The following is a 22,613-nucleotide window of genomic DNA, read 5'->3' on the forward strand; positions in this document are numbered from 1 at the left end:
CCTCCTCATCTTTGCCTCCGGGGTCTCAGACTGTCTCGCTAATCCCCGTGGCGTCTACGTGTATTCCGGCTGCTCCATTTTTTTAACCAATTCTTTTTTCCTATTGAAATAACAACAATTTTTTAGAAAATAGCCTTAATGAATATCTTTTTTCTTAAACCTTCCACCACGTACTTCAGAAATATTGGCAACTGCAAGAAAGGCAGTAGGATCTAGTTCTTCAATAATTGTTTTAAGTTTAGCTTCTTCTAAACGGTTAATAACGCAAAAAATAACTTTCTTTGTGTCACCAGTATAGGCACCTTCACCCTTCAGATAAGTGACACCGCGTCCAAGTCTTGCTAGTATCGTTTCACCGATTACTTGTGAATGGTCACTAATAATCCAAACTGATTTTGATTCATCTAAACCAGCTATAACAATATCAATTACTTTAAAAGCAATAAAATAGGCGATCAATGAATACATAGCTCGATTCCAAGAAAAAACAAACCCAGCACTAATAAAGATAAAGACATTGAAAAACATAATAATTTCACCAACGGAAAAAGGGCTTCTTTTACTGAAAAGGAGAGCTAATACCTCTGTACCATCAAGGGAGCCGCCAAAGCGTAGCACAATTCCCACTCCAATACCAAGGATAATACCACCAAACACAGTGGCGAGAAGTAAATCAGATGTGAAAACGGGCACATCGTGTAATAAAATGGTTGTAAGAGAAAGAACGGTAATACCTAGCATCGTGGAAAAAGTAAAAGTCTTACCAATTTGTTTGTAGCCAATATAGAAGAAGGGAATATTTAATAAAAAGATAAAATAGCCAAGCTTTGCGCCAGACAAGTGAGAGAGGATAATGGAGATTCCAACAATACCTCCATCTAATACTTTATTAGGAACAAGAAATTCTTCAATGCCGACTCCCATTAAAATACTACCAACAATAATGAAAAATATCCTGCTAGCTAAAACCTTTTTTGGTAAAATTTTATGTTGTGGTTTTTCTAAAATTGCCTCTGCTTGTATATTTGATGACTCCATCGTTAATCCCCCCAGTTACGTTTTATATGTAAAAAAATGTGTAAACAATAAGTGAAAATATCGATAATTCTATTTTATCATAATAGTTTTGAAATATATCTATCAAAGCTCGGTGTTTTTTTAATATATGCAAAAGAATAACAGGAAAAAGACAGTCTTACTTAAACCAGCCTTTTCGTTTAAACAAGATAAACATTCCTATACCTATACTGGCCATTATAAATAACAGAAGGAAGTAACCGTATTTCCATTGAAGTTCAGGCATATTTACAAAGTTCATTCCGTATAAGCCAGCTAAGAAGCTGAGTGGCATAAAAATGGTCGTAATGACAGTAAGAATTTGCATAATTCTATTAGAATGATGCGAGTTATAGGATAGATAACTATCTCTTATATCTGTCGTTAATTCCCGATTGGATTCAACTAGTTCACTAATTTTCAATAAGTGATCATAAATATCAGAATAGTATTCTTTTTTGGTTAAAAGAGCCGCTATTTTTTCGTTATTAATCATCTGGTGTACTATATCTTTCATTGGCACGACGGTATGTCGTAAGGAAAGAAGCTGGTGCCTAGTTGAAAATAATTCATCTAACAAGGCTTCCATTGTTTTTTTTGTCGGGTTTTCATCGATTTCTGCAAGGGAATCCTCAATGTCATAGACAATCGGAAAATAATTATCGACTAGATGATCCAATAACTGATAAAGAACGGTATATTGTGTCCAAGTGGCAACATCTTCTCTTGTTAGCATTTCTTTTACTGCATTCACTTCAATCGAAGCATGATGATGAAAGGTAACGATGAAATTTTTCCCTAAGAAAATATTAAGTTCATCTTTTTTTATGGTTTTTGGATTTAAACAATGGGTGACAAAAAAGGTATAGGTTTCAAAATAGTCAATTTTAGGTCGTTGCAAATTATGGAGACAATCTTCTATAGATAAGGGATGAAACCTAAAAGGATGATGCAATTTTTCAATTTCATCGTCAATTGGCTGATCGAAGTCAATCCAAGACCACTGAAAATCTCCTTCCAATATTTCTTCAATGGGGAGATTTGTACGTATCTCATTATGCTTATTTATAGCTAGCGTATGAATCATTTCAATAACTCCTTTATACTGGTGTTATTAAATAGGATAGTTTATTTTGTTAGTTTATTACAATTAAAAAGATTTTTATGCAATCATTTAGTGTTTTTCATGCTTGATAGGTCCGTTGATCGCCGCTCAGCGCGAGCCCAACGGAAAGGAAAGTGTATTTCGGCTACGGGCATAGCAACAAACTTTACTAAAACAGCTTTTTTTTGCTTATATCATTCAAAATTTTTTCTTGTTAGCTACCAGGGTATGAAAGTTATTGATAACATCTGCTATAATAAATAGCAAAAGAATGTACGCTAGTAAATAGGAAGTGTTAGGATGAAAATACTCGTAATCGAAGATAATGAAAGTGTTTGCTCCATGTTAGAGATGTTTTTCTTAAAAGAAGGATATGAAGGGAAATTTATTCATAATGGAAAAGAAGCATTAGACTTTTTCATGGAAAACCAGAATTGGAATATCATCATCATTGATTGGATGCTGCCAGGTATGGAAGGTGTTACGATTTGTAGGAAAATTAGAGAGATTAGTTCTGTTCCGATTATTATGCTTACTGCAAAAGATAGTGAATCCGATCAAGTACTTGGACTAGAAATGGGGGCAGATGATTATGTAACAAAACCATTCAGCCCCTTAACGCTAATGGCGCGGATTAAAGCTGTAACAAGAAGATATCAAAAAGAAACAACCAATCAAGTAGATGATAAATTTCTGACAACAGAGCATTTTAAAATAAGCAAGGAAACGAGAGAAGTTATTTACAATAATGAAGTACTGACTAATTTAACACCGAAAGAATTTGATCTTCTCTACTATTTAATTAGTAACCCAAAACAAGTTTTTACTAGGGAACAGCTACTAGATCGAGTTTGGGGTTATCAGTTTTACGGAGATGAAAGAACAGTAGATGTGCATATTAAGCGACTAAGAAATAAAATCGGTACGAAAGAACAGCCATTTATTCATACTATCTGGGGTGTGGGCTATAAATTTGATGAAACAAGGATAAATGATTAATAGTAGTACTGATCTTATTCTTATGGAAGCAAAAGAGGCTGAGTCATCTATTTTGCGCAGGCATAGCAAACAAACTTCATGCAACATCCTTTTTAAAACGAATAAAGAGGCTGGGACATAAGTATTCCAGCCAAGGATAATTCCGAACAATTATACGAAGATGCTAATGAATGTTCCGTATAATTGTTCGGGCTTTTATTTGTTTTTCAAAGGATGTTTCCATGAAGTTTGGTGCGATTCCCCGCAGCCGGAATACACTTCGCTTTCCATGGGGCTCGCGCTGAGCCGCTTCGGCCTGTGGCCTGCAGGGTCTCAGACTGTCTCGCTAATCCCATAGGAGTCTTCGTGTATTCCGGCTGCTCTGTTTTTCCAACTAATTATATTTCCTCTTGTAAAAAGTATGCGAAAGCAGCCGCTATTTACTAGCTATATTAGAAATTGTTCGTCTTTACAGAGTATCTATTTAGTTATGTCCCATCCTCTATCTTTGAATGGAATATTTATGTTCCAGCCTCGTTAGGATACTATTTCTGCTTCTGATGAAGGGGAAGGAAGGGATTGCTTTATTGTAATATGCTTTTTTTGTTTTTCTATGTTGGTTGGTTGTTTTTTCACTTCCACATATTTAATATGATGATCTTCCATTTCTAAAATCTTAAAAGCATAGGATTCGAAGTTAACCGTATCCCCCTCCGATGCTTCATAATTAGAAGTAAGAATCCAACCACCCAATGTATCAATTATTTCATCATTTATGTCTATGTGGAGTAAATCATTTACTTCATTTATCAAAACTTTAGCATCTAAAATATAATGATTTTCTTTTATCGTACGAATAGTAGGAATTTCATCACTATCAAACTCATCCCAAATATCTCCAACAATCTCTTCAATAATATCTTCCACTGTAACTAACCCAGAGGTTCCACCATATTCATCCATTAAAATGGCCATATGGATACGATCCTTTTGCATTTTTAATAATAAATCTTGAATAGGATACGTTTCTATTACTCGGATGACTGGCCTTATATAAGGCTTTAGTGTTTTGGTCGTAAGATCTCTTGATTTAAGTAACTCTGTCATTATTTCTTTTACATTAATCATTCCGATAATATGGTCTTTATCTCCATCGGTAACGGGATATCTAGTAAATTGCTCTTTCTGGATAAGATGAAGCAATTCATCTAATGTGCTTGTTTGTTCAAGGGAAATAATCTCTGTTCGGGGTACCATAATTTCTTTCGCTATACGATCATCAAAATCAAAAATATTATTAACATACTTAAATTCTGATTGATTGATTTCGCCGTTTTTATAACTCTCTGAGACGATAATCCGGAGCTCTTCCTCTGTATGTGCCAATTCATGTTCAGAAACAGGTTTTAATCCGAACGTCCTTGTGATAATTCTAGAGGAGCCATTTAAGGTCCAAATAAAAGGATAAAGCACTTTATAAAATAGGATTAAAGGCTTTGCCGCCCATAAAGTAATTTTCTCTGCCTTATGAATAGCGAATGTTTTTGGAGCTAGTTCACCTACTACGACATGTAAAAAAGTAATAAAAGTGAATGCTAAAGAGAAGGATAAGACGGTAATGGCTGTTTCTGGGACATGGATAATTTGCAGTAATGGTGATAAAAAGTGTTGTAATGTTTCTTCGCCAATCCAGCCAATACCGAGTGCTGTAACAGTTATTCCTAATTGGCAGGCGGATAAGTATTCATCGAGATTGCTAGTAACTTTTTTCGCGGAAAGGGCATTTTTATTACCTTCCTCTATGAGTTGATCAATCCTGGAGCTACGAACTCTAATAATAGCAAACTCTGAAGCTACAAAAAAAGCAGTCAAAGCAATTAAAATGGCTATTATAACCAAGTTAAATATGTCCAAATAAATTTCCTTATCTCGTTTACCGAGTAAGGAGTCACCTCCTGATTAATTCAGATTGAGTAATATCTAATTCTAGGAAATGGATTTGTAATAAGCGAGGTCCGGTGTATGGGCTAGTATAATAATCGTTTGAAAATAAGAATGTGTATGAAATTCTTCCTTTAGATAAACAACCCCATTATACCACCTCACAATTGTTTAATTTTACTAATTATTATACGGTAAGCCAAACTATCTAGTCAAATGATGATAGCGTTAACTTTTTAAATTTTCTGTCTATATGTTTAATATATGAAAGAAAAGGGTATTTCATGTTTTCTATCGATTGTTTTACCTTGTTAAATGAAGAAGTAGTAACAGAAAGGATTACGATGAATGATAAATTTGTATCATCCATCGTAGATTTAACATAAATGGGATAAATAGCTTAGTATTAATCTTCGTTTAAAAGATGTGAAGGTATCTTTTGAACGTCAAAGGTAAAAATATGTTGGCGATTCATTTTGTCAATCTTAAAGAGATAGCCAGTATATTCAATCGTTTCCCCTTTTTTAATGTTAGGGTTTTGGGACAATATCCAGCCACCGAGCGTATGAAGTTCTTCTCGCTCGATTGATAAGGATAGCAGCCTGTTTACTTCTGTTAAGGGAAGCTTGGAATCAAGAATATAGTGATGGTCATTAATGTTTTGAATAAGAGGGGTTTCCTCTTCATCAAACTCATCTCTAATTTCGCCGACAATTTCCTCTAAAATATCTTCTGCGGTAATTAGTCCAGCAGTACCGCCAAATTCATCATGAAGAATAGCGATCGAGCTTCTTTCCTTTTGCATCTTTAAGAAAACGGCTTGTATAGGTGCTGATTCGATTATATGTATAATTGGTTGTGCATAGTCCAATAACGATTTATTTTCAATATCCTCATTTTTTATCCAGTCCGTTAATAATTGTTTAATATGGATAAAACCAATAATGCTATCTTTATCCTCCTTTTTAGTAAGTGGATATCTTGTATATCGTTCTTTTTGAATAATATTTATAGCTTCTTTAATGGATATATGATCAGATAATGTGACCATTTCTGTTCTTGGGACCATAATCTCATTGGCTAAACGGTTGTCAAATGCAAAAATCCGATTGACATAGTTATATTCTGATAAACTAATTTCCCCATTTTGATAACTTTCCTTCAATACAATTTGCAGCTCTTCTTCTGATAGTGCATCATTATTGGCTGATGGATTCGTTATTCCCCATAATTTTGCTACTTGTCTTGACGATTTATTTAAAAGCCAAATAAAGGGATACATAAATTTATAAAACCAAATAAGTGGTTTACTAATTAATAAGGCTATTTTTTCCGTAAGAATAATGGCAACTGACTTTGGAAAAAGTTCGCCAATTACGACATTAATGTATGTAATTATCGAAAAAGAGATCGCAAACGCTAATCCTTGTGATAGAGCAGTTGGAATAGCTAAATTATTCATTAAAGGTTGAATTAACTTTAAAATCGTAGGTTGTCCTAACCACCCCAATCCTAAAGAGGTAATGGTTATGCCTAATTGGCATGCCGACAGATAGGCATCCATATTTTCAATAATTCTTTTGACAGCAAGGGCATTTTTTTGTCCTTCTTCTACAAGCTGTTCAATTCTTGCAGGTCTCACACGAACAATAGAAAATTCAGTTGCTACAAAAAAGGCAGAAAAAGCAGTTAGTATGACAATTAACAGTAGTTGTATTCCAATCATTATTTCTTTCATCACCATTCATTTGTTATCAAAGAAGTATTTAAATATTTTTATATAAATAGAAAATCTTCTATTTATTCATTTTATACCTTTTTCTGATGAAAATAAAATTTTTGAGGGAATAAAGAGGAGAGAGGATTTAACCTAGTGTTGTTGTTATCATCCTCACATAACGTATTAGAGGGGAAGTTTATTATTTAGCTGCCCATTCTCTTGCTAGCATGCTGTAGGAAAATAAATCATGAAAATGGTCATACAGAAATTCACCATCTCTTATAATTCCTTCTTTCTTAAAGGAAAGCTTCTCCGGAATTGCTTGGCTTTTGACATTTTTAACCCCGCATTGAATTTCTATTCTGTTGAGCTTTAAATAATAAAAAGCATAATTTAACATAGCAGCAACTGACTTTGTCATAATGCCATGACCTTGTGCGTCCTCAGCTAAAAAATAGCCAATGCTTGCTTTGCGACTTGCCCAATCGATTTGTTGTAAGGTAATCATACCTACAAGTTTTCCATTAAAAAAAATTCCTGCATTCCATTCTGTTTGCTCTGTGAAAAGTTTATTCCAGAGGGGAATGATGCTTTGATATTGGTAGGGAGAGGTTATTTGATCTACCCATGGGAGCCATTTTCTTAAATACTTCCTATCTTTATTAACTAGTTGAAAAAGTTCATTGGAGTCCTTCACTTCTAAAAGCCGCAATCTAATTTGCTGATCTACAAATATATTAAACAACATCGTTCATCCTTTCTAATTTTCTAAGAAGGAGATATCGTTGTATTTTATGCCAAGAAAAAAATTTGGCTCGTAAACTTCTAAAATCTTAAGTTTTTAACCGGAAATTAGGCGTTTTTCCTATTTTTATTTCTGTAAAAAAAATAAATTTATAAAAAAATTACAAATAAAGGCTAAAAAGTAGGTAGATATTACCGATAATAAAGATATAGAGACATAACTAACGCTTATCCGAATAGATACGTTATTATATGTGAAAGCGTTTTAAAAATATCTGTTTGTGTTTGCTTAGAAATGGCCCCTTAATACGGACGGCGAAGAGAGGATGTTTCGAATGAAAAAGAAAGATAGTTTCAAAGTGAAAGCGTTTATTGGATTTAATCTGCTTATTCTTATTACTACATTTATTAGTGCTCTTGGTGGATTTTATATGGCAAAAAATGAAACCATACAAGACGCATTGCCATTCTCTTATAGTCATTATTTAATCATAATAGCTGTAGTGCTTATTCTTACTGTATTAAGCTCGTTTGTTTTTAATGTATTAATGAAAGGAAAATTTAAAGCATTATCTCGTCTTAGCGACAAAGTGAGTAAGTTGTCACAGGGAGATTTATCGGTTGAATTTAATGACAAGTCAAAAGATGAAATTGGTCAGTTAAATCAATCTATTGCTGAATTGCAGGAGAGATTTTCATTTCTTGTATCAAGTTTAAAAACAGTAAATGAAAATGGAATAAGTCAGGCAAGTGATGTGTCAGTAATAGCAGAGGAAACATTGGCAAGTTCAGAGGAAATTGGAAGAGCAATGGCTGAAATTGCTGAGGGGGCTGTTAGCCAAGCGTCCGAGTTAGAAGAGGTTAAAAGAGAAATAGATAGCTTAACCAGTTCAATTGATAATATGGAAGGCAAAAATCAAATTATTAAGCAAGCAACAGAAAATGCTCAAGAAGCATCCCATAACGGACAAAAGACAATTAATACGTTGAAAATATGTAATGAAAATGCAAGCAAGTCAACAAATGATGTTAGTATTGGAATTAGTAGCTTATATCAGAAAGTTTTAGATATATCTAAAATCACTTCTACTATTAATAGAATAGCAGAACAAACAAATCTTCTTGCTTTAAATGCAAGTATTGAAGCTGCTAGAGCAGGTGAGCACGGAAAGGGCTTTTCTGTTGTTGCCAATGAGGTGAGAAACCTAGCAGAAGAAACAAATGCAGCAACAAAGCAAATCCAAGATATGATTCAAAATATCGAAAAAGAAATGGAAAGTACCGTTATGTCGATTTATGAAACGACAAATCAAACAGCGGAATTAGATACTGCCGTAAAGGATACTGAAAAGGAATTTACAGCCATTGCAAGTGCTGTAGTCAATAGCATTGAAGCAGTCAAAGAAATGACAGTCGAACTAAACCGTGTGGTGGAGCAAAACAATCATATTTCAAGTTCTATTGCGAAAGTATCAGAAGTTTCTGAGTCTGTTGCAGCAGCAGTTGAACAAATTGCTTCTAGTACGGATGAGCAAACCTCTGCGATTGGAAATGTTGCAAAAACAGCAGAAATAATGAAGAGTAGCAATGAGGAATTAAAGGATTCATTGACGAAATATAATCTATAATAAAGGAAAAGCCTTTGCTTTCATTTTGGAGCAATGGCTTTTTTATTTGTTCAAAAAGGTATGATGAAATTTGCCCTTGTATAAAAGCAAAAGCTCTTAAAATTCAATGAATTGTCACAATTATTAGGGGAAATCAGATTGAATACTGTTGTTACGATTGATATAACTATCTTATAAGAGAAAGATAATCATTCTTAATTAAAAAAGAGAGGCGAATAAGATGGAATTAACTGTAGGACAAAGATTAAAGATAAATAGGGTGGAAGATGGAAATAGAATGCTCAAAAGAAGGCTACTTGATTTTGGATTAATAGAGGGTGCTGTAATAACGATTCAGCAAATTTTGCCGTTTGGCGGGCCGCTTATTTTGGAATATGAGGGTACGACGATTGGCATGAGACAAAGCGATATAAAAATATTGCATATGGAGAGCATATAAAATGGAATTAGCTCTTTTAGGGAATCCGAATACAGGGAAGACTTCTTTATTTAATCATCTAACAGGATCTTATGAGTATGTTGGAAATTGGAATGGAGTGACGGTAGAGAAAAAGATAGGTACCTTTAAAAATAAAAAAGCAATTTTAGTAGATTTACCTGGGGTCTATTCTTTAACACCAATCTCTGAAGAAGAAGCCGTAGTCACAAATTACTTATTGCAAGGAAAGATGAATCGAATTGTTAATATTATCGATGCTTCGCAATTAAAGAGAAATTTATTATTAACTATTCAATTATTAGAATATGAGAAACCGGTAATTTTCGCTTTAAATATGATTGATGTTGCAAAAAGAAAAGGAAAGGTCATTGATCACCAGTTATTAGCCACTTATTTAGGAGCAAATACGATTGCGATAAGTGCGCGAAAAGGAGATGGATGTGAGGAGCTATCAAGAGCATCTATTGATCAGCAGTGTAATGGGGAACACTCTCTGTTTATCCATTATGGGGAAATAATCGAAAATGCAATAGAAAAAATGTCCGTTATGCTTCAAGGAAAAACATCCCTTTCAAATAGATGGCTAACAATCCAATTACTTGATGGAAATACAACAATTTTCCAATTTCTTGCTAATCTTTTAAGTAAACAAGAGTTGGAGACATTTATCCATCAAGTAACATTGGAATGTGAAAAAATAGCGAAAAAGCCAGAACAAATAATTTATCTTAAACGTAGAGAAGTGGTAAATCAAATTGTCCAAAAAGTCGAAGTAGAAGCAGACAAAAAGCAGATCCCAATTTCGGAAAAAATCGATTATCTCGTAACAAATAAATATCTTGGATTTCCAATTTTTATTGCCTTTATGTATATATTATTTATGTTGACTTTTGATTGGATTGGAACACCATTATCTGATCGTCTAGATTACCTTATTTCAGATCTATTGACAGAGGGGGTTACGAATCTATTAACCAGTCTGCAAGTAACTAGCTTTATACGGTCACTTGTAATTGATGGAATTATCGCAGGGGTAGGAGGCGTTCTCGTTTTCATTCCGCAAATTTTTATATTGTTTTTCTGTATCTCTTTTTTAGAAGACTCTGGGTATATGTCTCGGGTAGCACTAGTTATGGATAAATGGTTAGAAAATGTAGGATTAAATGGTAAAGCCTTTATCCCAATGATTATTGGGTTTGGCTGTAATGTTCCTGGGGTAATGGCTGCGAGAACAATCGAAACAAAGAAGGAGAGATTATTAACAATTTTATTGTTGCCATTAATGAGTTGTTCGGCAAGATTTCCTGTTTATGCATTATTTATAGGAGCGTTTTTTGGCAAAAATGGAGCATTAATAGTGTTATCCCTCTATGTTTTAAGCATAGTAATGGCCTTATTACTTGCTAAACTATTTTCTTCTACTATTTTAAAAGGAGAAAAGTCTATTTTTCTAATAGAACTGCCGCCATATCGATTGCCTAGTTTAAAGGTCTTATGGAAAAGTACATGGGATAAAGGAAAAGGTTTCTTAAAGAAAGCAGGTACTTTTATCTTCGCTGGTTCTGTTTTAATTTGGTTATTAACTTATTTAGGACCAGGAGGATTAGATGTAGAAATGGACCAAAGCTTTATGGCGTTAATTGGTTCAGTGATGGCACCAGTTCTTGCCCCTCTAGGTTTTGGAACATGGGAAGCAGGAGCATCCTTGTTAACGGGGTTTCTTGCAAAAGAAGCAATTATTTCTGCTATGAATATCATCTATGCCGTTCCAGACACAAGAAGCTTGCAGCATTTAATGGGAGAAGTTTATACGCCATTAGCGTCCTATAGTTTTATGGTGTTTATTCTATTATACATTCCATGCCTGGCAACACTTGCTACTATTTATAAAGAAACAGGATCAAAAAAATGGTCTGCTTTTTCTGTCGGTTATGCACTTATTCTTGCATATATTCTTTCATTTATTATTTATCAGCTAGGAAAATGGATCGGTTTAAATTGAAGGAGTGAATAGAATGATTATCAGTATTTTACTCGGATTTATGATTTTTAGTTATGCGGGTTATGGATTATACCGTCACATTCAGCAATCAAAAAAGGGGAAATGTGCAGCGTGTTCCTTAAAGCAAGCTTGTGACCAAAAATGTGAAGTGTTGAGCAAAAAATAATTTTGAGCGTCTAATAGTTTTAAATTGATATTTATGCAAAGGAAGCTTATAATATTAGTGATGGTGTAAAATTACACATAACTAATAAGGGAATGAAGAAACTTTGACAAGAGAAGAAATTATTGAGAGTGTATCAGAAAAGATGAGATTAATACGCACAGAAGCGGGATATACCCAAGATAAGATGGCAGAGGTTATTGGATTATCAAAAAAGACCTTGGTGCAAATTGAGAAAGGTAGACTTTATGCAGGTTGGTCTACTGTAGTAGCAGTATGCGCTCTATTCAGAGAGACAGAAACAGTTCGTTTTTTATTTGGTAATGAACCGTTAGAGGTTTTGGAAACTGTAGCCCGTGATGGAATGGATTACCGAAAAGAAAAAACGATGGGTGGAAAAGTATGGTGGAGAGAAGTGGAAAAAAAGAACGGTTTTATTCTTCAACAGAATATCATTAGTCAACATTTTCGCATTATTGATGAAGACCACTTTCGAATTTTTTCCAGCTTCGATGAAAAAGAATCAAAAGATCGTTTTAAGGAACTTTCAGGAGAATAAGCAATGTGAATAAGGAGGCTGTTTTTACATTAATCTTGAATGACTTATCTATTCAAGACTAATTTATGGACAGTCTATTTTTGTGCGTAAAATAAGGGTGCATCAGCGTCCGTTTTTGCTTAGGAAAGGAAACAGAGAAGCGTTCTCTATGCCCGAAAGGAAGAGAAGCAGAGGAAAAAGGGAACAGAGAGAGTTGCCCTACTACATGTCTCATAAGAATCAATAGGTAACAATAGAACTATCCCCAATGCTAATCCTTACTTTCATTGAAATAGAAAATAACCATCCTTGCTCAAGTAAAATGGGGGATTATCCGCCTTTATAATGGAATTTATTTCCGTCTGTAGACGGAACAAGAAACCATCGGATGAATGGTCATTTTCCGTGGAAAGAAAGCTAGAATTAACTCATCAACTAAAGGATGAGGGATATTAAATGAAAGAATTTGCAGAAATATTCAAAAACGCAAGCTTTACGAGACTATTTATAGCAAATGTCACATCGCAAATGGGAAGTGTTATTGGTTTAACCGCTTTTATGTTTTATATTCTCGATCGTTTTTCTGAACAGCCCGCCTATGCTACGATTACAGAATTAATGTTTTCCTTGCCCACATTAGCAGTATTTTTTTTAGTGGGAGTCGTAGCAGATCGATTGGATCGTCAAAAGATTGCCTATTATTGTGAGATGATTGCAGCTGCAATGTCTTTATGCGTGTTGGGGGCAGTTCTTATTGGATGGATGCCACTTATTTTTATGATGTTGTTTTTAAGAAGTGCTGTTCAAAAATTCTTTTTTCCGGCAGAACAAGGCATTCTTCAAGGAGTATTGAAAAAAGAGGATTATACAACCGCAGCAGGACTAAATCAATTAGTGAACAGTGTCTTTATGCTATTTGGCAATGCGATTGGGATATTTGTCTATTGGACAGTAGGGATATATGGAGCAATCTTGGTTGATGTAGCTACTTTAACGATTAGTGGTTTACTTATTAAATCCATGAAGTTGGATGAAGGTGTTCGAAAACCAAATGGAAGTTATTCTATAAAGGAATTAAACATTCGATTTATTTGGAGTGACTTTATGATTGGGTTAAAATACATTTTGACCAATAAATTATTGCTTGCATTAATATATGGATTTATTGCTTTCGGTGTGGTAAATGGCGGATTTAGTGTCATGCAAGTCTTTATTTTGAAATATAAGTTAGCGCCTGATAATTATGAACAAGTCTCCATTTATTTTGGAATTGTGTTTGGAGCAGGCGTAATGATTGGAAGTTTCCTTTCATCTCTTCTTACACAAAAGGTTAAATTGTATAAGTTAATTATTCTGGGGGCTTTTTATATTGCCGTAATGACCATTTTGGCTTCTTATTCAACAAATATTCTGGTCTTTTTAACAATCTGTTTCTTCTTAGCGCTCGGCTTACCAATGATTAATATTGCGATAGGTGGCTGGATGCCTACGATTATTGAACCAAAGATGATGGGGAGAGTACAAGGGTGGATAACACCGTTAATGATGCTTTCACAGTCAATTACACTAGGGATTATTTCCATCGGTTATCCTAATTGGTTTTCTATAGAAATAATCTATTGGTTTGTTGGGGCTTGTTTTCTTGTAGTTGGTGGCTATTACAGTCTAGTGTTACCTAAATTAGCGAAAGAAAAGGAGCAGAAAGACGAACTGGCAAGGCAAAAAGAGGTACAATTAAATTATTAAAATCTTTAATTTTCAAAATAATTGCAATTGACTTTATAAAAGGTACGTGTTAATCTACATTTATATTGGAAAATAAATGTAGAGAAAGGAAGGGTTACCGATGAGAAGATTAAATAGATATTATTCATTTACAACTTCATATTTCGGTAACCCTCTTTTTTCTTATCGATAATTTTAGCGCGGATTAGATGGGTTGCTATATAGGTAACCCGTGTATTTTTCTGTCATAAAGGGATAGGTCGCATGGTTGCGGTCTGTCTCTTTTTTTGTGGGGAAATAAGGAATTTGTATTCTGTGCAATAAATACATTTATTTTCTAATGAAATGATAAAGGAGGAGAAGTCGATGATTGTAATCATTAAGGAAGCTAGAAAGGCATTAAAGGATTTAGAAAGTGGCTAGTAGCAGATGAAGAATGACAGGGGATGATTACATGTTTTCTATATTTTTAAAATTAAAATGGTTTTTTAAAGAGCATTGGAAGAGTTACACGATAGCTATTATACTTTTAATATTTGTCGGATTTATTGAGGTGCTACCGCCAAGGATTCTCGGAATGTTTATTGATGAACTAACGATTGGTACTTTAACAAGCAATAAGACTATGATCTATATACTTGTGGTTGCGGGAATCACAATAAGTACGTATATCATCACTTATTTTTGGATGTATAAGCTATTTGGCGGAGCGAATATTTTAGAATTGAAATTGAGAAGCAAGTTTATGAATCATCTATTTAAGATGACACCAACTTTTTTTGAAAAAAATAAAACTGGCGATTTAATGGCGAGGGCAACCAATGATTTAAAGGCCGTATCCGTTACTGCTGGATTTGGAATTTTGACTTTAGTCGATTCTACCATATTTATGCTGACCATTTTAATTACGATGGTGTTAACGGTAAGCTGGAAATTAACACTAGCAGCGATTCTTCCACTACCTATTATGGCAGTTATTATGCAAATATATGGGGAGAGAATTCATAAGCGGTTTATGGAAGCACAGGATGCATTCGGTGATATGAATGATAGTGTCCTTCAGTCCATTTCAGGGGTTCGCGTTATCCGCGCCTATGTTTTAGAAAAAGAAGAAGAAAAACAATTCCACCGTTTTACGGAAGATGTTTATAAGAAGAATTTACAGGTGGCTAAAATAGACTCTTTATTTGATCCGACTGTACGAATTCTTGTTGGGTTAAGCTACTTGATTGGACTGGGTTATGGTGCATATTTAGTTTTTCAGCAACAACTGACGATTGGGCAGCTTGTTACATTCAATGTTTATTTAGGAATGATTGTTTGGCCAATGTTTGCAGTTGGTGAATTAATGAATATTATGCAACGTGGAAATGCTTCTTTGGATCGGGTACAGGATACATTGAATTATAAAGCAGACGTAATTAGTCCTAAAGAGGGCAAGGAAGTTGGTATTCCTGAAATTATCCAGTTAAACGATGTGAACTTTCAATACCCATCGTCTAAGCAAGAAAATCTTCGAGATATCTATTTAACAATTAGACGAGGAGAAACAGTGGGAATAGTCGGTAAGACCGGTAGTGGGAAAACAACGATCATTAAACAGCTGCTTAGAGAGTATCCGAAAGGGGAAGGTAAGCTAACGATTAACGGGAAAAGCATTGATTCAATTGATTTACATACGTTAAGAGGTTGGATTGGCTATGTTCCCCAAGATCACGTTCTTTTTTCAAAAACAGTGAGAGAAAACATCTTATTTGGAAAAGAGGGAGCTATCGAAGAAGAATTAGAAGAAGCAATTAGCCTTGCCTCTTTTAAACAGGATATTGAAATGCTTCCAGAAGGGTTAGAAACACTCGTTGGTGAAAAAGGAGTTGCCTTATCTGGAGGGCAAAAGCAACGGATATCGATTGCGAGAGCACTTATCCGTAAGCCAGAAATTTTAATATTAGATGATTCTTTATCAGCGGTAGATGCAAAAACAGAACAAAAAATTATCACGAATATTAAGAAAGAAAGACAAGCAAAAACAACAATCATTACGACTCACCGAATGACAGCAGTTCAGCATGCCGATCATATTATTGTAATGGAAGATGGACATATTACAGAGCATGGGACGCATGATGAGTTAATGAAACTGAATGGCTGGTATAAGGAACAGTATATAACGCAACAGACAAAGGTGGATGCGGAAGAAGTGGAGGTGAAAGCATGACAACAGGTAAACGATTATTTCAATATGCTTTAAAATTTAAAGGAATTATTATTGCTGCGTTAATCATGCTGACAATTGCTGTATTCGCCGACCTGGCAGGTCCATTTGTTGCTAAAAAGGTAATTGATGATCATATAACAGGGATTGAATCACCTTGGTATCAAACAGAACCAAAAAAAGACGCAGTATCCTATAATGGAAATTTCTACAAAAAAACTGCGTATCTTGAAGCCGATGACGAAAAGCTTGCCGAGGCAAGAATACTTCAAGTTGGAAGACAATTTCTTTTTGTAGAGGGAGCCATTTCTTTTGATGGAAGTCGTAAGTTTAATGATGGAACATTGACTATCAGCAGAGGGGAAGAAGTGGAAACGTATCCTGCTACGGCTTTGACTAGTTCTGAAGTTTTTGATTTTTATAAGCCGGAGATTACACCAATTTTAAAGCTGTTAACTTTTTATTTTGGATTAGTGATTATTTCTGCTTTTTTCCAATACGGGCAGCATTATTTATTACAAAAGTCAGCAAACCGAATTATTCAGAAGATGCGAGAGGATGTATTTGCTCACATTCAACGGTTACCGATCAAATATTTTGATAATCTACCTGCTGGTAAAGTAGTGGCCAGAGTAACCAACGATACAGAGGCAATTCGGGAGTTGTATGTAACGGTATTATCCAATTTCTTCTCAAGTGGAATTAATATTATTGGAATTTATATTGCATTATTTATATTAAATCCACCACTTGCTGCGATTTGCTTAATTTTGCTTCCGATTTTATATGTATGGATGATGGGATATCGTAAGTTTGCTTCTCGATATAATCATGTTATTCGAGCAAAAATTAGTGATATTAATGGAATGGTAAACGAATCTATTCAAGGAATGCATATTATTCAGGCATTTAGCAAGGAAAAGCATACAAGAAAAGAATTTGAGGACTTGAATAACGAGCATTTCCGCTACCAAAATAAAATGCTTCGTTTAAATAGTCTTACCTCTCATAACCTAGTAAATGTTTTAAGAAATATCGTATTTGTTGTATTTATCTGGTATGTTGCTGGTCAATCTTTATCGGCAACAACGGCACTTTCGCTAGGCGTGCTCTATGCCTTTGTTGACTATATAAATCGCCTATTTCAGCCTGTACAAGGTATTGTTAATCAATTGGCCAATTTGGAGCAAGCACTTGTGGCAGGAGAACGAGTGTTTGAATTATTGGATGAAGACGGAATCGATGTCCAAGATGTTACCCTTGAAAGATATAAAGGAAATGTAACCTTTGATCAAGTCAACTTTGCTTATAAAGATAATGACTATGTGTTAAGAAATATTTCTTTTGAGGCAATGCAAGGCGAAACAGTTGCACTAGTCGGTCACACAGGTTCTGGTAAAAGTTCGATTATGAATCTTTTATTCCGCTTCTATGATATTCAATCAGGAAGGATAATGATAGATGGAAAAGATATCACATCCTTTTCGAAGCAGGATCTTCGCAAATATATGGGGATTGTTCTCCAAGATCCATTTCTTTTTACAGGAACAATAGCGTCCAATGTAACGTTAAATGATCCTTCTATTTCAAGAGAAACAGTGGAGAAATCATTGAAGGATGTTGGGGCAGATAGAGTATTAAAGCATTTAGAAAAAGGATACGATGAGCCGGTGATAGAGAAGGGGAGTACTCTATCTAGTGGACAAAGACAGCTTATTTCCTTTGCGAGAGCTCTAGCCTTTGATCCAGCAATACTCATTTTAGATGAGGCAACAAGTAGTATTGATACGGAAACGGAACAAATTATTCAACATGCGATGGAAGTGCTAAAAGAAGGCAGAACAACTTTCATCATTGCCCATCGTCTATCGACCATTCGCAATGCTGATCAAATTCTCGTCCTTGATCATGGGCAGATAGTGGAAAAAGGCAATCATGATGAATTGATGGATAGAAAAGGGAAGTATTATCAGATGTATCAGCTACAACAAGGGCAAGATTTAGTAAGTTAATGAATACTTTAATCTTCATTAAGAAATAGGAAAGGGACTGGGACATAAGTATTCCAGTTAAAGTTAAATCCGAGCAATTATACGAAAACGCTAACGGAAAGTTCGTATAATTGTTTAGGGTTTTTTCATTTTAAAAAAGGATGCTCTATGAAGTTTGTTGCTGTTGCCCGCAGCCGGAATACACTTCGCTTTCCGTGGGGCTCGCGCTGAGCGGCTTCGGCCTTTGGCCTGCAGGGTCTCAGACTGTCTCGCTAATCCCCGTGGCGTCTACGTGTATTCCGGCTGCTCTGTTTTCCCAACTAATTATATTTTCTATTGTAAAAAAGTATGCGAAAGCAGCCGCTATTTACTAGCTAAATGAGAGATTGTTCGTCTTTACATAGTATCTATTTAGTTATCTCACAGCCTCATTTTTGCTGTTGTCTTTCCTCCAGTCACTCAAATCACCTTATCATTTAAGAAGGCAATCGTTTTATTGATAAGTGGTAAGAGGACAGTCAGATGATCTTCCTCTTTAAATTCATGGAATATATGGTGGAATGTCTTAGTATGGTAGTTTAGTAATTTTTCAGAGAGATCAAGTGTTTTTTGGTGCATATTTGTAAAGTGTGATTTCTCTTTCTCAGCAACTGTCAGAAGTAACTTGCTTGGATCTAACTCGCTCAATCTTTCTGGGAGAAAGTCTAGTTCTTCTAATAACTGCTCCTCATTCCAATGAATGGATGGACTACTTGCAAGGTAATATTGAAATGAAGAAGGAGAAGTAAATAAAGTAAAGAGAACAAAAAGCCCTCCAAGTGAATGACCGACAATCATTTGCTTATTAGTGTTTATTGGCATGTTCTGTTCCACTAGCGGTTTTAATGTATCTTCAATAAAGGCTAGAAATTCTTTCCCACCTCCATGAGGAGGCCATTTTGACCCAGCAGGATTTTTAGGAAGCGATGTTTGATCTGCATTAAACGTAAAGTCGAGATACCTTTCCTTGCTATATGGTTCATTCGTTTCATAGCCAATTCCAATTATAACAGCAGGATGTAATCCAGTTTTTTCTTGTGTTCTAGTTTGTAAACGCATTGCTTCTACATAACTACCAAAATTTGCGTTTCCGTCTAAAAGATATAGGACGGGAAATCCGTTTTCAGGAACAGGGATATTTGGAATATAAACAAAAATTTTATAGTTTTTCGTTTCATTCATTGGACATGTCCAAATTTCTGTATCGGGAATATAAAAGCTCTCTTTCGATTTAATCATCATATCGCCACCTATTTCTTTCTATCCATCAATTTGTTAAAATAAGTGATAATGATTATCAATGTTAATTAGGTAAATCTATTGTACATAGAAATAGAAGAAATAACAAGAGAGGAAATTGAGATGATTAATAATTGGGAGAGTTTCGAAATCAACTATTGTCGTATAGAACGATTATATGACAGGAAGATAGAAAGAGTATTATCGACTAGTTATCTATTTATTTATATTAATAGTGGGGAAGGCTTATTGTCTATTGACATAGAGAAATTTCTATTCCGTAAAGGAGATCTGCTATTTATTCCAGCAGAATGCACGTATCATCTTCAGTTTAAAAATACTTGCTGTATAGATTATTATTTTCTGCAATTTCAAGTGTATCAAGCGAGGGAGATAAGCATAGATACCTATAAGAAAGTAAAGTTAAAAAAAGAAAATAACTTTCTCCAATCATTTGTGTTACAGCCAGTTGATAAGATTCCAACGTTGTTGGATGAACTGTTAGCGTTAGAACGTGATAAGCTAACGAACAATCACTTTCTTAAACAGGCAAAAATAGCGATGATTTTTCATTATTTTATGAGCAATCAACAGCAAACTGCTCCTAAAGATACGATGCTTGCAATTGAAGAGACAAAAAAGTATCTGGAAAATCATTATCATGAGACCATCTCTACCGCTTTATTGGCAAAGAAAGTAGGATTAAGTCCAAAATATTACTCACAGCTTTTTAAAAAAGAGTATGGGATTGGCGTACAAGATTTTCTTACAGAAATTCGTATAGGAAAGGCAAAGGAATTACTAGTTAAAACATCCAACAGTTTACGGGTAATTGCTACAAGTGTTGGCTATGCCGATGAATTTTATCTAAGCCGAGTATTTAAAAAGATAGTAGGCATTCCTCCAACCAATTACAGAAAAAAACGGGAGCTGAAGATTGCCTCTTATGATTTTTCAACAACAGGACATTTACTTGCCCTACATATTATCCCATATGCAGCCCCTCTTCATCCTAAATGGACTCGTTACTATTACCAATTTTTTCATGATGATATTCTTGTTCATTTAAATGCCTACAAGATTCATTCACAATGGGAAAGTAATATACAGAAACTGTCTGAAGAGAAACCGGATAAAATAATAGCGAAGGATGATATATCAGATAAAGAGAAGCAAGCACTTGAAAAAATTGCACCGGTCTACTATTATCATGTCCAAAATTGCAGCTGGAAAAGTCAATTGTTGGAGATTGCTTCCTATATTCATTGTGAAATGGATGCAGAATACTTCCTAAAAGTATATGAAAATAAGGTGAACGAAACGAAAAAACTACTGCAGGAACAATTAGAGAAAGAGACAGTGTTGGTAGTAAGTATATTTAAAAATACACTAGTACTAAATCGTTCTAGAACAGCTATCGATCTCGTTTATCAAGATTTAGGATTTTCCTCGGCACAACCTAAAGAAGATATCCAATTAAATGAAACCATTTCACTTTCCTATTTAGTAAGCCTAAATCCTACTTATTTGTTTTTAAATATTCGACAGGATATTGACACAATTGGCTTTTGGGAAAAACTTAAATGTTCAAAGGAATGGAATCGAATAAAAGCAGTAAAAAGTAAAAAGGTTGCTTTTATCCAGTCAGATCCCTGGAATGAGTACTCAGCAAGCTCGCATTTAAGAGTACTTCACAATATCCAAGAGTTAATGGTGGAAAAAGTACAAGCAAATTAGCGGAAATTATCCATGTCTTTCTTGAAGTATTTTTCAGTATAATCCTAATTGATAAAGGTTATCAATATCAATTAGGATTACATATAGAAAGGAAAGAAAGTATATGAAAAAGAATTTATTCTTTATCTTCTTGGCAGCTGTTTTACTATTAACAGCATGTGGTGAAAAAGAGGAAAAAAGTACAACTTCAGCTATAAAAGATAATAAAGACGAAGAACAAAGCACGACTCAAGAGGTTACCTATTTAGGTGAAAAATATGAATTACCTGCAAAAATAGAAACAATCGTAACAGCAAGCCAAGAGGCAATGGAAGATGCGGCAATACTTGGCATTAAACCAGCAGGTGCTATTGCAACAGCTGGAAAATTTCCTGCTTATTTAGGAGATTCTATGTCAGAAGCTGAGCAAATTGGGGAAAAAACACAGCCTAGTGTAGAAAAACTATTGCAATTAAAACCAGATGTTATTCTAGGTACAAGCAAATTTCAACCAGAAGTGGCAGAAAGCTTAAATAAAGTTGCAACAATGATTCCTGTGTCTCATATTTCAACAAACTGGAAAGATAATCTTCTCTTATTAGGTCAATTATCCAATGAAAAAGACAAAGCAGAGTCAATCATAGCTGATTATGAAAAAAATGTTACGGAAGCAAAAGATGAACTTCAAGCAGATCTTTCTGGGAAAAAGGTAGTAATGCTCAGATTGCGAGGAGGAAGTTTATATATTTATCCTGAATCTGTCTATTTTAATCCTGTTCTATATACGGATCTTGGACTAGATGTTCCAGAAGAAGTGAAAGCAGCAAAAGCACAAGAAATGATTTCATTAGAAAAATTAGCTGAAATGAATCCAGATTATTTATTTATCCAATTCGAAGAATCGGAAAATGCCGACAGTCCAACAGCGTTAGCTGATTTGGAGAATAATTCTATTTGGAAAAGTTTAGATGCTGTCAAAAATAAGCAAGTGTATGAAAATGTAGTTGATCCATTGGCAGCAGGGGGAACAGCATGGAGTAAAACAACTTTCTTAGCAGCTTTTACAGATATATTCAAGTAAGAAAGGTAACAAAGACTGAAGGAGCACTAATCCCCACCTAACTTTCTTAACATTTAGGTGGGGGCTTTTTTCTGTTAATTTGTCCCACGCTTAACGGGCAGTAAGACTCCCCCCTCAAGCTTATGAGGATACGAGGAAGATAGGTGGGAGATCAACTGTCCGTAAAGGTCCGATTGGTTCAACTAACCATCAGTGGGGGAGGAAAGAAACCCCCACTGATGGAAGTTTCACTTTATAAAGATATCGAAAAAAATTATTCATTCAACGATTTAGGCATTTTATTCACTAGGTTAGGT

Annotated in this window: 17 protein-coding genes; 11 read left to right on the top strand and 6 right to left on the bottom strand. The window is 34.7% G+C overall.

Features of this window, described 5'->3' with window-relative positions:
* Positions 1–135: 135 nt before the first annotated feature.
* Positions 136–1,038: a YitT family protein gene (locus NKG37_RS12430; RefSeq protein ID WP_016201901.1), complete on the bottom strand. Its 903-nt coding sequence runs from the start codon at positions 1,036–1,038 to the stop codon at positions 136–138.
* A 157-nt stretch (positions 1,039–1,195) separates the two neighbouring features.
* Complete coding sequence (gene corA, locus NKG37_RS12435) at positions 1,196–2,143, bottom strand: magnesium/cobalt transporter CorA (protein WP_254416284.1); 948 nt, start codon at positions 2,141–2,143, stop codon at positions 1,196–1,198.
* Between the two features lie 318 nt (positions 2,144–2,461).
* Between corA and NKG37_RS12440 the strand changes: the two genes are divergently transcribed.
* The gene (locus NKG37_RS12440; protein ID WP_016201903.1) at positions 2,462–3,160 is read left to right on the top strand and encodes a response regulator transcription factor; all 699 of its coding nucleotides are present in this window, start codon (positions 2,462–2,464) and stop codon (positions 3,158–3,160) included.
* Positions 3,161–3,676: 516 nt separating this feature from the next.
* Here NKG37_RS12440 and NKG37_RS12445 read toward each other — a convergent pair.
* From NKG37_RS12445 to NKG37_RS12455, 3 genes are all read right to left on the bottom strand, one after another.
* The gene (locus NKG37_RS12445; RefSeq protein ID WP_169188062.1) at positions 3,677–5,053 is read right to left on the bottom strand and encodes a hemolysin family protein; all 1,377 of its coding nucleotides are present in this window, start codon (positions 5,051–5,053) and stop codon (positions 3,677–3,679) included.
* A 433-nt stretch (positions 5,054–5,486) separates the two neighbouring features.
* Entirely contained in the window at positions 5,487–6,818 is a 1,332-nt protein-coding gene (locus tag NKG37_RS12450; protein ID WP_254416285.1) for a hemolysin family protein, read from the bottom strand.
* 181 nt (positions 6,819–6,999) lie between these two features.
* Positions 7,000–7,545, bottom strand: coding sequence for a GNAT family N-acetyltransferase (locus tag NKG37_RS12455; protein ID WP_212120795.1), 546 nt, complete (start codon positions 7,543–7,545; stop codon positions 7,000–7,002).
* Positions 7,546–7,879: 334 nt separating this feature from the next.
* Between NKG37_RS12455 and NKG37_RS12460 the strand changes: the two genes are divergently transcribed.
* The 8 genes from NKG37_RS12460 (at position 7,880) to NKG37_RS12495 (ending at position 18,263) form a co-directional block, all read left to right on the top strand.
* On the top strand, positions 7,880–9,172 hold the full coding sequence (locus NKG37_RS12460) for a methyl-accepting chemotaxis protein (RefSeq protein ID WP_254416286.1): 1,293 nt from the start codon (positions 7,880–7,882) through the stop codon (positions 9,170–9,172).
* Between the two features lie 220 nt (positions 9,173–9,392).
* A complete protein-coding gene (locus NKG37_RS12465) occupies positions 9,393–9,611 on the top strand; it encodes a FeoA family protein (protein WP_016201909.1) in 219 nt (72 codons plus the stop codon).
* Between the two features lies 1 nt (position 9,612).
* Positions 9,613–11,613 (top strand): ferrous iron transport protein B, encoded by a 2,001-nt coding sequence (gene feoB, locus NKG37_RS12470; RefSeq protein ID WP_254416287.1) that lies wholly within the window; start codon positions 9,613–9,615, stop codon positions 11,611–11,613.
* Between the two features lie 13 nt (positions 11,614–11,626).
* Positions 11,627–11,779, top strand: coding sequence for a FeoB-associated Cys-rich membrane protein (locus NKG37_RS12475; RefSeq protein ID WP_254416288.1), 153 nt, complete (start codon positions 11,627–11,629; stop codon positions 11,777–11,779).
* A 103-nt stretch (positions 11,780–11,882) separates the two neighbouring features.
* Positions 11,883–12,335: a helix-turn-helix transcriptional regulator gene (locus NKG37_RS12480; protein ID WP_016201912.1), complete on the top strand. Its 453-nt coding sequence runs from the start codon at positions 11,883–11,885 to the stop codon at positions 12,333–12,335.
* A 435-nt stretch (positions 12,336–12,770) separates the two neighbouring features.
* Positions 12,771–14,060 carry an MFS transporter gene (locus NKG37_RS12485; protein WP_101730374.1) on the top strand — a complete coding sequence of 430 codons (1,290 nt, stop codon included), beginning with the start codon at positions 12,771–12,773 and terminating at the stop codon, positions 14,058–14,060.
* Positions 14,061–14,493: 433 nt separating this feature from the next.
* Positions 14,494–16,254: an ABC transporter ATP-binding protein gene (locus tag NKG37_RS12490; RefSeq protein WP_016201915.1), complete on the top strand. Its 1,761-nt coding sequence runs from the start codon at positions 14,494–14,496 to the stop codon at positions 16,252–16,254.
* On the top strand, positions 16,251–18,263 hold the full coding sequence (locus NKG37_RS12495) for an ABC transporter ATP-binding protein (protein WP_254416289.1): 2,013 nt from the start codon (positions 16,251–16,253) through the stop codon (positions 18,261–18,263). The genes NKG37_RS12490 and NKG37_RS12495 overlap by 4 nt, the downstream gene beginning before the upstream one ends.
* 438 nt (positions 18,264–18,701) lie before the next feature.
* On the opposite strand, the gene NKG37_RS12500 is transcribed toward NKG37_RS12495, so the two are convergent.
* On the bottom strand, positions 18,702–19,520 hold the full coding sequence (locus NKG37_RS12500) for an alpha/beta hydrolase (protein WP_224428293.1): 819 nt from the start codon (positions 19,518–19,520) through the stop codon (positions 18,702–18,704).
* A 123-nt stretch (positions 19,521–19,643) separates the two neighbouring features.
* Between NKG37_RS12500 and NKG37_RS12505 the strand changes: the two genes are divergently transcribed.
* Together NKG37_RS12505 and NKG37_RS12510 are read left to right on the top strand one after the other, a co-directional pair.
* On the top strand, positions 19,644–21,257 hold the full coding sequence (locus NKG37_RS12505) for an ABC transporter substrate-binding protein (protein ID WP_169188065.1): 1,614 nt from the start codon (positions 19,644–19,646) through the stop codon (positions 21,255–21,257).
* A gap of 103 nt (positions 21,258–21,360) precedes the next feature.
* Positions 21,361–22,317: an iron-hydroxamate ABC transporter substrate-binding protein gene (locus tag NKG37_RS12510; RefSeq protein ID WP_169188066.1), complete on the top strand. Its 957-nt coding sequence runs from the start codon at positions 21,361–21,363 to the stop codon at positions 22,315–22,317.
* Positions 22,318–22,613 lie beyond the last annotated feature (296 nt).

Origin of the sequence: Niallia sp. RD1, from assembly GCF_024219955.1 — a bacterium.
In the GTDB taxonomy this organism is placed as follows: Bacteria; Bacillota; Bacilli; order Bacillales; family Cytobacillaceae; genus Niallia; species Niallia alba.

Bases quoted from the DNA above. Each gene is read 5' to 3' on its own strand.
- NKG37_RS12430 (WP_016201901.1), bottom strand. From the start codon at position 1,038: ATGGAGTCATCAAATATACAAGCAGAGGCAATTTTAGAAAAACCACAA.
- NKG37_RS12465 (WP_016201909.1), top strand. From the start codon at position 9,393: ATGGAATTAACTGTAGGACAAAGATTAAAGATAAATAGGGTGGAAGAT.
- NKG37_RS12495 (WP_254416289.1), top strand. From the start codon at position 16,251: ATGACAACAGGTAAACGATTATTTCAATATGCTTTAAAATTTAAAGGA.
- NKG37_RS12460 (WP_254416286.1), top strand. From the start codon at position 7,880: ATGAAAAAGAAAGATAGTTTCAAAGTGAAAGCGTTTATTGGATTTAAT.
- NKG37_RS12450 (WP_254416285.1), bottom strand. From the start codon at position 6,818: ATGAAAGAAATAATGATTGGAATACAACTACTGTTAATTGTCATACTA.
- NKG37_RS12500 (WP_224428293.1), bottom strand. From the start codon at position 19,520: ATGATTAAATCGAAAGAGAGCTTTTATATTCCCGATACAGAAATTTGG.
- feoB (WP_254416287.1), top strand. From the start codon at position 9,613: ATGGAATTAGCTCTTTTAGGGAATCCGAATACAGGGAAGACTTCTTTA.
- NKG37_RS12485 (WP_101730374.1), top strand. From the start codon at position 12,771: ATGAAAGAATTTGCAGAAATATTCAAAAACGCAAGCTTTACGAGACTA.
- NKG37_RS12440 (WP_016201903.1), top strand. From the start codon at position 2,462: ATGAAAATACTCGTAATCGAAGATAATGAAAGTGTTTGCTCCATGTTA.
- corA (WP_254416284.1), bottom strand. From the start codon at position 2,143: ATGATTCATACGCTAGCTATAAATAAGCATAATGAGATACGTACAAAT.
- NKG37_RS12505 (WP_169188065.1), top strand. From the start codon at position 19,644: ATGATTAATAATTGGGAGAGTTTCGAAATCAACTATTGTCGTATAGAA.
- NKG37_RS12510 (WP_169188066.1), top strand. From the start codon at position 21,361: ATGAAAAAGAATTTATTCTTTATCTTCTTGGCAGCTGTTTTACTATTA.
- NKG37_RS12475 (WP_254416288.1), top strand. From the start codon at position 11,627: ATGATTATCAGTATTTTACTCGGATTTATGATTTTTAGTTATGCGGGT.
- NKG37_RS12490 (WP_016201915.1), top strand. From the start codon at position 14,494: ATGTTTTCTATATTTTTAAAATTAAAATGGTTTTTTAAAGAGCATTGG.